We start from the raw sequence: 12,401 nt of genomic DNA on the forward strand, positions 1-12,401 counted from the left end.
TGTTTCTAAGTGAGTCACTCATTTGATAGCTACCAGTATGGTTTAAACTATGGCAATTTTGAGCAGCATTAATTAGTTTTTCAGGTTAATGCTTTGCTGATATTATTGACGATGCGTTCAATTTTTGCTGCCTCAAGTTCTGGCCAAATTGGTAAACTGATAACCTGAGTTGCGAGTAAATCACTCACAGGATTTGCGGGATATTGACCTTTATAAACTGGCAATTGGTCTTGTGGAATCGGATAATAAATCATACTACCGATGCCTTGATCTGCTAAATATTGTTGTAAGCGATCGCGCTTACCATCTAAAATCTGAATGGTGTATTGGTGAAACACATGACCATCGGCTAGATGTGGTGTGATTACACCTGCAATGTTTGCCAGTAAATCATTATAAGTTTTGGCAACTCTGCGTCTGCCTTCGTTCCATTGGTCAATATGGGGCAACTTCACACGTAAAATTGCGGCTTGCAATGTATCTAAGCGCGAGTTATAACCTAAAACTTCATTATGATACTTTTTCTTGGCCCCATGTACGCGCAACATCCGGGCAGTTTCGGCTACTTGGTCATTATCGGTGGCAATTAATCCACCATCGCCGTAAGCGCCTAAGTTTTTGGAAGGGAAGAAGGAAAAAGCACCGACATCACCAATTGTGCCTGTTTGTTTGCCTGTAATTCGCTGACGTGTACTTTCTTGGCAACTATCGTTACATCCGGTGCAAGTGCCATGATAACGTGCGCCGAAAGATTGGGCGCAGTCTTCAATAACTTTGAGATTATGGGCTTGGGCAATGTCTAAAATTGCTGCCATCGCTGCGGGATTACCATACAGGTGAACTGGCATGATGGCTTTGGTGCGGGGTGTAATTTTCTCAATAATTGCTGCTGGATCAATATTAAAGCTATCTGCGCTAATATCAGCAAATATTGGGATTGCACCGACGTTACTAATTGATTCGGCTGTGGCAAAGAAGCTAAAGGGTGTAGTAATGACTTCATCGCCTTGACCAATTCCTAACGCTTTTAACCCAATTACTAAAGCATCAGTTCCAGAGTTTACCGCGATCGCGTGTTTCACTCCCAGATATTGGGCTGCTTCTTGCTCAAATAATTTGACATCTGGCCCCATAATAAATTGACCAGATTCCAATACCCGCGAGATGGCATCTTGAATTTCTGCTTTCAGCGATTCATACTGCGGTTTAAGGTCGAGAACAGGAATTTTATCTTGGCTCATGAAACCCTTATCACTTCTTTCTCTGATACTTGTTGATATTTAGCGCCTGTAGAATCTACAGCATAGCCATCAGCATCAAACTGTAGCACATCTCCGTAGGCACTCATCCAACCAATGATTTTCGCGGGAACTCCAGCGACCATTGCATAAGATGGTACGTCTTTTGTCACCACTGCGCCGGCAGCTACAAAAGCACATTCATGCAAAGTAACACCACAAACAATAGTGGCATTTGCACCAATACTACTACCACGCTTGACCAAAGTCCGCAGGTAATCATTACTGGTATTGCGTGGGTACTCACAACGTGGTGTTTTGACGTTGGTGAATACCATGCTGGGGCCACAAAAAACGTAGTCTTCCAAAATCACGCCTTCGTAAAGTGAAACGTTATTTTGAATTTTGCAATAGTCACCAACAACTACGTTATGAGAAACTAAAACATTCTGCCCGAAGATACAGTTACGCCCAATTTTCGCTTTGCCGAAGATGTGGCAAAAGTGCCAAATTTTTGTACCTTCGCCAATTTCTGCGCCTTCATCCACATAACTGGATTCATGTACAAAATAATTAGCCATGTAGGAATTTCTGCGCCTCCTCTAGAATTTCCACAACTGCTACACCATTCCAGCCATCAGAACGGGGTGTTTGACGAGTTTGTAAACAATCAAGGAAGTGTCTGCACTCGATTTTTAAAGGTTCTGATGCTGCTACTTCCACTATTTCACTGCCTTGGTCGTAATGTTTTAAATCTTGGTCAATATGTTTGTGATGAATAGTGACCGTTTGGGAGACTTCATCGTAAACCAACATTTGCGCTTCGGCAATCACGACGGTACTACGTTCCGTTAACGGCCAGTACCAAGAACAATTTATTTGGGCTGATTGACCACTGCCAAAGCGCAGGTCAACTTGTATGTAATCTTCAATACTGGGTTGCAATATAGCATGACCTTGGGCTTGGACGCTTTGCAATTTAGGATTGCCCAACAAATCTAATACGACGGAAACATCATGGGGGGCAAATGACCACCAAACATTTTCTTCTGCGCGGACTTTGCCCAGTTTTAAGCGGCGAGTGGCGACGTGCAGCACTTTTCCGGCTTTCCCACTAGCTAGATAATCTCGCATCCAAGCGATCGCTGGTTGGTATAACAATAAATGTCCTACCATTAAAATTCGCCCATGTTTGTCGGCGTATTCTGCCAATTCTCTAGCTTCCTCTGTCCGCAGCGTCATCGGCTTTTCCACAAACACATCTTTACCTGCTTGTAAAGCTGCCATTGCCAATTCATAATGGCTGGGTGCTGGTGTGGCCAAGACTAATGCGGGGACATTTGTTGCCAAGGCTGCTTGAAAATCAGTATATGTAGTAATATCTGGGTACGTTGTGGCGATCGCTGCTCGTAAACCAGGATGAGCTTCGGCAACTCCCGCTAACGCCCCTAAAGCGTGGAAATTCCGTACTAAATTTTTACCCCAGTTTCCCGCCCCAACTACAATTACTTGTGCTTGCGTTGAATTTGTCACCACTTTACCTATCCCTACAGCAAAGTTACTTTATCGTGGAGGCAATCTAGATGTCGAGTGATTCCTCTGGTGTCTAGAACTGCTTTGGCTTTGGCAACTAAATTGACATAATCTACTTGACTATGGTCTGTGGCAATAATTACCAAGTCAGCCGCCGCGATATTTTCATCAGTTAATGGCAAACTCGCAAAACTTTGACCTTGGGCTTCAATTTGCGGCACATAAGGGTCATGGTAAGTCACAGTCATTTTATCTTCTAGTAAGTAATTAATTACCATGATTGCTGGTGATTCTCGCCAGTCACCGAGGTCTTTTTTATAAGCAGCACCAATTACTAATACTTGTGATTTCGCCGGGGCTAACCCCAATTCATTCAGGACTCTGCGGGCTTTTTCCCGAACAAACAAAGGCATAGCGCGATTAATTTCTCCAGCCAAGGCGATAAAGTGAGTATTAAAATTAACTTCTTTGGCTTTCCATTCTAAGTAATGGGGGTCAATAGGGATACAGTGTCCACCAACACCAGGCCCAGGATAAAAAGGCATAATGCCAAAAGGTTTGGTATTGGCAGCGTCTAATACTTCCCAAACATTCAGACCGATGCGATCGCACAATAACGCCAACTCATTCACTAAGGCAATATTCACAGCCCGAAAGGTATTTTCAAACACCTTCACCAGTTCTGCTGCCTTGGCGCTACTCACCGGGACTACATGATCAATTGTCTGCTGATAGAATAAAGTCGCCACTTCCAGGGAATGAGCATCCGATGCGCCAACTACCTTATTAGTATTTTTTGTTGTGTAGCGCTGATTACCAGGGTCTACCCGTTCTGGCGAATGGGCGAGAAAGAAATCTTGTCCTTGTTTTAAACCACTAATTTGTTCTAATACTGGACGCATCACCTCATCCGTAGTGCCTGGATAGGTGGTAGATTCTAAGGTCACTAGCTGTCCTGGTCGTAAGCGTTTAGCGATAGAATGAGTCACACTTTCTACGTAACTCAAATTAGGTGTTAAATTTTTGGTCAATGGCGTGGGGACGCAAATGACAATCACGTCCATCTCAGAAACACGATCAAAATTCAAAACTGCTTGTAAGTTGCCACTGCTGACAACTTGTTTCAAATCTTCATCTTTAATATCTGTGATGTAGTTGTCAGCCATGTTGACTCTTTCAGCCCTTTGGGGATTTTGCTCAATTCCCACTACCTGATAACCAACTTTGGCTTTTTCGACAGCAAAGGGGAGTCCGACATATCCTAATCCTACAACCCCAACGATCGCTGTATGTGTTCTAATCTTTTCTTGTAAATCTAATAAAACAGAAGATTTTTCAAGCATAGCTATACGCCTAATAATTACATTTATAAAAATGAATTTCTTGCTGTTGTAATGCAGAGTATTTCCAATATTTCACAATATGGATGACAACAAAATAAATCTTTTAAAATTATTGTAAAAATTTTAAGAAGAATAGATAAAAAGAAAATTTTGGATATATGAAAGTAACTCTAGGCTTGGTACAGAAGCCAAATGCAGAATTTTAATATTTGATTAGGAAAAAAATTAGTACACAAATAACTTTCCTGTTATCTGTTACCCCTTCCCTGTTCCCTACCTAAACAAGGATTTTCAGTAATCAAATCGGATTTTTATAGTTAGTACTAAATACCAATTATTTCTCCTGTTTATCTAACATTTTCTCTGACAAATGTTTTTTACTATGAACCAGGAGATGCAAGTAGTATTTACCAAGCTTTAATTACGGCGCAGATGTACACTCGTTTCCAAATTCAAACTGATAAAATTTCTTCTTGGGAAGAATTAATATCGTCGTGACTCAAAATCCGGGATAAAAAAACTCATGATAAATAACATAAGTTATTCTCCCCCTGCACCCCCACGTCATCCTGATCTGCTGTATGTCTAACAGATGAGTCCCAGATTCCGCTAAACTGAGACTTGGTTTATTGCATTGTAATCAGGCAGTATGGAAATCGGACAAAAGGTTAAGGTGTTTCGTTTACGCGATCGCGTACCCAACTCAATTGCTCAAAAACTCGGCAAAATAGGCGTTATAGAAGGTTACAAAGTGACCGATGGTCGTGGCATTGGTGTAGTGGTGAAGTTTGAAGATAACACTGCCACTTGGTTTTTTGAGGATGAAATCAAACCTGTGTAATGGGGCTAACTCAAGGCGGAAGCTCAGAGTATTTGCCTAGTGCTAAGTTGGAGTAGAAACGACAGGCGGTAATTGGAAATCAAGAAATGTCCCTAATATTGACATTTTTAGGCAATAGCGGCATCGCTCGTAGCAAAATTGCGATCGCCGCAGCTAAACTATTGGCAAGTCAAGGTAAGCGTGTACTATTGGCAGGACGGGCAGAACCAGTTTTACCTCTCCTGTTAGATCAAGCACTCTCTGCCGACCCTCAACAAATCGCTCCTAATTTGCAAGCAGTGCAGTTACCAGCATCTGTACTACTAGAACGCAACTGGGAAGAAGCAAAAAAACTGGAGGCGCAATACCTCCGTACACCCATTTTTAAAGAGGTTTACGGTCAAGAACTGGTAGCATTACCAGGCATGGACAGCGCCCTCGCCTTAAATGCTATCCGTGAATATGATGCTAGTGGCAAATATGATGCAATTATTTACGATGGCACGGGTGATTCTTTGACTGTGCGGCTGTTAGGTTTGCCAGAATCTCTCAGTTGGTATGTAAGGCGATTTAGACAGTTATTTGTCAACTCCGATTTAGGCAAGACACTGGTAGAATCGCCATTAATTCAACCACTGATTAGCAGTTTTTTCAACGTCAATTGGACAGCAGATAACTTTGCTCAACCCACCAACCAAGCCAACGATTTCTTAGATAAGGGGAAAGCTGCTTTAGCTGACCCCAATAGAGTTGCAGCTTTTTTGGTGACAACCAATGACCCCATTGAAGTGGCAGTTGCCCGTTATTTGTGGGGTAGCGCGCAACAAGTTGGTCTTACAGTTGGTGGTGTTGTTCAGATTTCTGACCAGACAACAGCAAACTTAACAGCAGAATTTGCACCCTTAGCTGTAACTGTTGTCCCTGAAGTGAGCCAAGGTAACTGGCAACCGCTCATTGATGCTTTACCCAACTTTGTTGAGCAAGCACGCCAAGCACCAAAACCAATTGAAATTGATGTCCACAACCGTCAGGTACGCTTATTTTTACCTGGATTTGATAAAAAGCAGGTAAAACTTACCCAGGTTGGGCCAGAAGTAACAATAGAAGCAGGCGACCAACGCCGTAATCTTTTTCTACCACCAGCCTTGACTGGTAGGACTGTAACTGGAGCAAAATTCCAAAATAACTATTTGATTATTTCTTTTTAGATTGGGATGAAGGATGAAGTCTGAATTATATAGCAGGGGACAGGGGACAGGGGACAGGGGACAGGGTTAAAAGCCTTTTGATGTCTAAGTTTTATCATCTGTTGATGTCATTGCTATAAAATTTCAGACTTCAGACTTCATACTTCATACTTTCCCATACATAATCTTATGTCTGAATCAACTCCTATACCCCCCAATTCCAACCCGGCTGAGGCAGTAGACTCAGTAATAGATAATTCTCGTGAAGCAGGAACAGTAGCAACAAGCGAACGCTCTGCTAAAACTCGGCAGCTACTAGGAATGAAAGGTGCAGCACCCGGAGAAACTTCTATTTGGAAAATCCGCCTGCAATTGATGAAGCCCATTACTTGGATTCCCTTAATTTGGGGCGTAGTCTGCGGTGCAGCTTCTTCAGGTAACTATACTTGGACTCTAGAAAATGTCTTGAAAGCCGCAGCTTGTATGTTACTTTCCGGGCCGTTGTTGGCTGGTTACACCCAGACCATGAATGATTTTTACGACCGCGAAATTGATGCCATCAACGAACCTTATCGTCCCATTCCTTCCGGCGCAATTTCTGTACCCCAAGTTGTTACCCAGATTTTAGTCTTATTAGTATCTGGGATTGGTTTAGCTTACATTCTGGATATCTGGGCAGGTCACTCATTTCCTAGTGTTGCAGCCCTAGCAGTTTTTGGCTCATTTATTTCCTACATTTACTCTGCGCCTCCCCTGAAACTAAAACAAAACGGCTGGCTGGGGAATTATGCTTTAGGCGCAAGTTATATTGCCTTACCTTGGTGGGCTGGTCATGCTTTGTTCGGCGAACTAAATTGGAAAGTTCTGATTCTCACCTTAATTTACAGCTTGGCAGGATTGGGGATTGCCATTGTTAACGACTTCAAGAGTGTCGAAGGCGATCGCCAGTTAGGATTAAAATCATTACCAGTAATGTTTGGTGTCACCACCGCCGCCTGGATTTGTGTATTGATGATTGATGTATTTCAAGGTTTTATGGCTGCTTATCTCGTCAGTATCCACGAGAATTTATACGCCGCCATCCTGGTACTGTTAATCATTCCCCAAATCACCTTCCAGGATATGTATTTCCTGCGTGACCCCTTAAAAAATGACGTGAAATACCAAGCCAGCGCCCAACCATTCCTTGTCCTTGGAATGCTGGTTGTAGGTTTAGCCTTAGGTCATGCTGGAGTCTAATCAAAATGTGGGGTTTAGGGTATGGACTGTAAGTTAGCAAAATCCTTACACCCATACACCCTTAACTTCTCATACCCTTCGATTAATTACAAATCACGAAGTTTGAATACTACTTAAGACTCAGCACTTAGTCCTCAGCCCGCGATAACATAACTTCTAACTATTCATTTTTATCAGGTTTGGCCGTGTTGGAAGCAATTATATTTCTCATTCACGGGATTCAAAAATTTCTAGTACCCATTTGTTTTGTTGGTGCATGGACTTTGATGATTATTGTTGCTTGGAGTCTGTGGACTGCGGCACGGGATAGCGTGGCTACAGCCAAACAAATGCATCAAATACCATGTCCAGGTTGCCAATTTTTTACAGCCGACTACCGCCTCAAGTGTACTGTACACCCTTCCCTTGCTAACACAGAAGACGCAATCAACTGTATGGACTATCAACCGAAGACTAATCCTTATTTGTATTAAAGGTGAGGGTATAAGGGTTTAGGGTGTAAGGGTGTAGGGGAAAGTCATCAATGACAAACTAACGATAGACCAAAAGAAGATGAAGTATAAATTTCATACTTAACACTTCATACTTCATACTTCATACTTCGCTAACATCCAACAATACTTTTAACACCCCTCGACGTTGAGCTTCCTCAAAAGCCGTAAGACCTTCTGCTAGGGGATAATGGGCATGAATCAAGGGTTTTACGTCCACTTTTTCTGCTGCCAACAATTCTAAGGCTGTGGGGAAAGGGCCACAACGAGAACCAATCAGAGTGATTTCATCGACAACCAAAGAAGACGCATCTAAACTGAGGTTGCCTACGTAAGTACTTTTCAGTACTAGCGTACCACGAGGGCGTAAAGCATGACGAGCGATCGCAAATCCTTCAGGGTTGCCAGTACACTCTACAGAAATATCAAAAGCCTTCTCTGTAACTGTATCCACCAAACCCGTTTTAATCCCTCTGGCCGCTAAGTTAGCAAGTTTTTCTTGATGACGACCCACAACCAAAAGTTCGCAACCAGTTAGCGCCAATGTCTGTGCTACCAGTTGACCTAACTTACCATCTCCAACCACTAATACACGGTCATCTGCCCCCAAAGCCACCTGCTGCTGAATTTCCAATGCTGCTGCAAGTGGTTCTGTAAAAGTTGCAATGTCTGTAGACACATTATCGGGTACAGGATGTAAGTTTTCTACGGGTAAACACAGATAATCTGCAAAAGCCCCGTGACGGTTAACAATGCCCAACACTGTGCGATTTTCGCAGTGAGTCGGCTGTCCTCGGCGACAGAAACGACAATGACCGCAGGCAGCATTGATTTCTCCCACTACCCTTCTATTTATCAAGTTATTTGGGCCTTGTACCACGACACCGACAAATTCGTGTCCTAAAATACCAGTGTAAGGATAATAACCTCTCTTCAACTCCAGGTCAGTATTACAAATCCCTGCACACAAAACACGCACCAAAGCTTCTCCTAGCTGCGGTTCTGGAATTGGAATATCTGTGCGTAGTTGCAGTTGGTTGTTTTCGAGCCAGAGTCCTTTCATCGCTATTTCACTGGTATATACTGCACTAATCGGTGAACAGTATAACAATTTTTCAACAACTCTACTCTGCGTAACTCCCCGCTCCTCTGCGTTCCAAAATATTTTAAAACTAAGCCAACTCAGTCATCTCCTGATGAGAATTAACGTCGATTTTACTTAACCAAATGATCAAATCTTCTGAATGAACTGCAATTTCACTGCCTAAAGTTTTGATATAAAGCAGTCCATCACTAATAGTTAAATCCCTGATTGGATACCATGAATCCCGATATTGAATCAAAAGATCTAAAGGAATTCCACCTCTTAAAACATTTTTGCGATATTTCCACCAAGCACGCCATAACAACACAGATTTAGTACAGTGCATCCGATAACCTTTAGGTACTTCGTAATATTGATATTGATAGCAACCTCGATTATCTATCTCTCCTTTTATAAGATAACCGTACTCTGCTAATATCTGATTCATTGATTCCCAATGGCAGGATTTTGCCTGAAGCAGAAACTCAGTAAATGTATTATTTAACTGGGCTGTAGCAATTACACCTTGAGACTTAGCTGTTAGTTGATTAGTTTTATAGACAGTTTGTGCTGTTAAAGCAGAATTTGACAACAAAACATCTTGTTTCCGAATAGATTTGTCTACAAACTCACGAATTAAGTCTAAATTAGACAACATAAAATTATTTATACTAATTTACTCAATGTGATATTAACTACAACATTATGTAATTTAGTAGCTACACTAGTCTTTCACATAGATCAGGATAATTACAAGTTGATTCATACTAAAAACATTGTTAGTTCAAATTTTCATTAAATTAGAGCATAAAAGCCTACACCTGTTTTTTGGGTGTAGGCTTTCAGATAAGTTGCCTGATGAAATTAAATTTTCAAGTCTTTGAGAAATGGTTCAAACACAGGAGTCAATTCTGAGCGGCTGAGAACTAGGGTCGGATAAGAGCGATCGCTATAATCTTCTCCTGCAATCAACGGAAATGGCTCAGATTTGAGAGAATTCCAACTACCACCAGCCGCTTGCACAATTACCCAAGCGCCAGCTAAGTCCCAAACTTTTGGTGTCGCTTCAATTCCACCTAAAACTGCGCCAGTCGCAACGGTGAGAAAGTTATAACTCGCCACACCCAACATCCGAATTTTGCAGGGAAATTTTGGTTGAATAACTGCTGTACTGCGGGAACAAAGGTTAAAAAAGTGATTACTGCTGGGAGCATCCGCACTGGTATGTATAGGATGATTGTTGAGAAATGCGCCAGTGGGTGTTGCTAAACCAGATGTACCTTGCCAAAACCCGTGGAAAGTTTGCCCTAATGGCGGTACGTGTATATATCCAAAAACAGGCGTACCTTGATATAGCAAAGCCAGAGAAATCGACCAAATCGGAATACCCCGCGTAAAATTAGTTGTCCCATCTAGGGGGTCAATTACCCAACACCATTCTGTACCGGGAAATGTCTTGTCAGCTTCTTCGCTGAGAATACCATAACCAGAAAAATTAGCGGCGATCGCATCCCGAATTTCTTGATCTGCCCATTTATCGGCGCGTGTTACCAAACTACCATCAGCTTTTTGTAAAGCCTGCACTTGTCCAAAATCTTGCATCAGTTGTTTGCCCACCCTGGTAGTTGTAGTCTGGGCAAAATCAAGCACCGTTAACCAAAAATCATTCATTGCAATGCTAGGGAGTGGGGATAATCATTTCCGACTTCACACTTCAGACTTTAAAATCAGTCTAGATCGCTTTCTAAAACAGATGCGATCGCTTGCTTAGTATTGGTTTGAAATTCTGTAATGTTGACGCGGTTGAGGAACCCAATTGAAAGTACCATTCCCACTGCTTCTAAAGCAAATACCAGCCCATAAGCTAATTCCAAACTGGGCAAAGTTCTGCGACCAATATCCAAAAGTGTACCGCCAATTACCACTGCAATACCCCTAGAAATAGACTGCGCCAGACCCCATGCACCAATAAACGTCCCTGCGGCTTCGGCTGCGGTCAAATCCAACATCAAGCTAATTGCTGCTGTAGTTAAGAAACCAGTGGCTAAACCAAATAACACCAAACCAAATTTTAAGAAAGCTACATTGGCTGTAAATCCCGAAATTCCCAACAATGCGGCACATAAAGCCACCAACATACAACCTAAACGGGCGCTGCGGCGCTTACCCAAACGTGGCACAATCAAAAATCCAGCCACAGCGTAAGCAACTAGCAAACCCATACCGTAATAAATGTTTAATTTGGTGCTTTCCGCCAACGGCATTTTAAACACCTGACCGGCATAAGGTTCTAGAATTGGGTCTTGCATAAATAAGCACAGCGTCATCACCACTAAAAAGGTGAAAAACAAACCTGTTTGGGGACTAGCTGTTAAGATTTTCCACGCTGCATCTAGGGTAATGCTGTCTTCGCGGTTGACTAATGTGGAACGGCTAGAATATTGGGAGTATTTTTTTTCCACGCCAAAAGTTGCGGCGATCGCCAATCCAAATACAATTGCTGGCACAATCATAAATAATCGGTTGATTGATGCCTGTAATGTTTCTGGAGTTGCTTCTGGAGTTAATTGCTTGAGTAAGCTAGAACTAATAATTGCGCCGACAATGATTCCCACCATCAGCATTGACCAAACCACACCCACGACTTTAGAACGGTTATCTTCTTCCGATACATCTACCAATAAAGCCGCAAAAGCTGTACCACTAGCGCAAGTGGCTAAACCGTAAATTGCAAAAATTAAAGATAGCAGTGCAGTCCAGCCGATAGTGTCAGTTGTCCAATTCCAGCCACCAGAAATGTTAGCAGCACTATTTAACTGCCACATTACTTGTACCGCTAAAAAAGCAGCGATCGCAAATATCGCCGCCCCCACCCATACATAAGCTGTCCGGTGATAATCCCACAACGGTTTAGCATCAGATATCTGACCAAACCAAATCCGCGAAGGCGACACAAACGCAGGTAAAGCCAGCACCAACGATACCAAAGTCGCCGGAATCGCAATTTCTTGAATCATGACCCTGTTGAGTACTCCCAGAGTCAAAATCGACATCATACTCAAGCCCATTTGAAACAAGCCAAGCCGAAACATAGTCGGTAAATTGACTCTTGGCGCAACTGGGTATTTTGTTTCACTATCAAACACTTCACCGCTTGCCATAGCTGTTTTTTCTGATGGTTTATCAAAATAGTCTCTCTTTAATTAAAGATAAACTGTTCGATATTCCAAAAACCCAGCTATTTCAGGTGATGAATTTTGAGTTTTGGCGGTAGCTAAAGTCAACTGGTAGTAAACTGCGGTAGTTGCAATCAAGCGATCGCCTGAGCTTGATGTGGTAATTGGACGGCTTAAAATAGTAATATAGCAGTGCAGTGGAGCTTCATATACAGCTAATTTGGTACGACACGCAATTGATTGCCAATCATAGCTGAGTTCATCAAAAGACTGACATCGCTTCATACATC

Annotated in this window: 13 protein-coding genes; 4 read left to right on the forward strand and 9 right to left on the reverse strand. The window is 42.4% G+C overall.

Going from position 1 to position 12,401, the window contains the following annotated elements; translation table 11 throughout:
- Positions 1–80 precede the first annotated feature (80 nt).
- Genes ACMX3D_RS27225 through ACMX3D_RS27240 form a run of 4 tightly spaced genes read right to left on the reverse strand, consistent with a single transcriptional unit; the run spans position 81 to position 4,114 of the window.
- Positions 81–1,241, reverse strand: a complete 1,161-nt coding sequence (locus ACMX3D_RS27225) for a DegT/DnrJ/EryC1/StrS family aminotransferase (RefSeq protein ID WP_482748894.1) — start codon at positions 1,239–1,241, stop codon at positions 81–83.
- Positions 1,238–1,819: an acyltransferase gene (locus tag ACMX3D_RS27230; RefSeq protein ID WP_482748895.1), complete on the reverse strand. Its 582-nt coding sequence runs from the start codon at positions 1,817–1,819 to the stop codon at positions 1,238–1,240. The genes ACMX3D_RS27225 and ACMX3D_RS27230 overlap by 4 nt, the downstream gene beginning before the upstream one ends.
- Complete coding sequence (locus ACMX3D_RS27235; protein WP_482748896.1) at positions 1,812–2,771, reverse strand: Gfo/Idh/MocA family protein; 960 nt, start codon at positions 2,769–2,771, stop codon at positions 1,812–1,814. The genes ACMX3D_RS27230 and ACMX3D_RS27235 overlap by 8 nt, the downstream gene beginning before the upstream one ends.
- A gap of 14 nt (positions 2,772–2,785) precedes the next feature.
- Positions 2,786–4,114 carry a nucleotide sugar dehydrogenase gene (locus ACMX3D_RS27240; RefSeq protein WP_482748897.1) on the reverse strand — a complete coding sequence of 443 codons (1,329 nt, stop codon included), beginning with the start codon at positions 4,112–4,114 and terminating at the stop codon, positions 2,786–2,788.
- 649 nt (positions 4,115–4,763) lie between these two features.
- On the opposite strand from ACMX3D_RS27240, the gene petP reads away from it, so the two are divergent.
- The 4 genes from petP (at position 4,764) to ACMX3D_RS27260 (ending at position 7,833) form a co-directional block, all read left to right on the forward strand.
- The gene (gene petP, locus ACMX3D_RS27245) at positions 4,764–4,955 is read left to right on the forward strand and encodes a cytochrome b6f subunit PetP (protein WP_482748898.1); all 192 of its coding nucleotides are present in this window, start codon (positions 4,764–4,766) and stop codon (positions 4,953–4,955) included.
- 86 nt (positions 4,956–5,041) lie between these two features.
- Positions 5,042–6,142 (forward strand): Get3/ArsA fold putative tail anchor-mediating ATPase NosAFP, encoded by a 1,101-nt coding sequence (locus ACMX3D_RS27250; protein WP_482748899.1) that lies wholly within the window; start codon positions 5,042–5,044, stop codon positions 6,140–6,142.
- Positions 6,143–6,310: 168 nt separating this feature from the next.
- Positions 6,311–7,360, forward strand: a complete 1,050-nt coding sequence (chlG, locus tag ACMX3D_RS27255) for a chlorophyll synthase ChlG (protein ID WP_482748900.1) — start codon at positions 6,311–6,313, stop codon at positions 7,358–7,360.
- A gap of 185 nt (positions 7,361–7,545) precedes the next feature.
- Positions 7,546–7,833 carry a hypothetical protein gene (locus tag ACMX3D_RS27260; protein ID WP_482748901.1) on the forward strand — a complete coding sequence of 96 codons (288 nt, stop codon included), beginning with the start codon at positions 7,546–7,548 and terminating at the stop codon, positions 7,831–7,833.
- A gap of 121 nt (positions 7,834–7,954) precedes the next feature.
- Here ACMX3D_RS27260 and ACMX3D_RS27265 read toward each other — a convergent pair whose 3' ends face one another.
- From ACMX3D_RS27265 to ACMX3D_RS27285, 5 genes are all read right to left on the reverse strand, one after another.
- Entirely contained in the window at positions 7,955–8,914 is a 960-nt protein-coding gene (locus ACMX3D_RS27265) for an MDR/zinc-dependent alcohol dehydrogenase-like family protein (protein ID WP_482748902.1), read from the reverse strand.
- A 109-nt stretch (positions 8,915–9,023) separates the two neighbouring features.
- Entirely contained in the window at positions 9,024–9,593 is a 570-nt protein-coding gene (locus ACMX3D_RS27270) for a hypothetical protein (protein ID WP_482748903.1), read from the reverse strand.
- A 206-nt stretch (positions 9,594–9,799) separates the two neighbouring features.
- The gene (locus tag ACMX3D_RS27275; RefSeq protein ID WP_482748904.1) at positions 9,800–10,606 is read right to left on the reverse strand and encodes an inositol monophosphatase family protein; all 807 of its coding nucleotides are present in this window, start codon (positions 10,604–10,606) and stop codon (positions 9,800–9,802) included.
- Positions 10,607–10,662: 56 nt separating this feature from the next.
- Positions 10,663–12,096 (reverse strand): BCD family MFS transporter, encoded by a 1,434-nt coding sequence (locus ACMX3D_RS27280; RefSeq protein ID WP_482748905.1) that lies wholly within the window; start codon positions 12,094–12,096, stop codon positions 10,663–10,665.
- 42 nt (positions 12,097–12,138) lie between these two features.
- A complete protein-coding gene (locus ACMX3D_RS27285) occupies positions 12,139–12,396 on the reverse strand; it encodes a hypothetical protein (protein WP_482748906.1) in 258 nt (85 codons plus the stop codon).
- Positions 12,397–12,401 lie beyond the last annotated feature (5 nt).

This window comes from Anabaena sp. TISTR 8404, assembly GCF_056847745.1.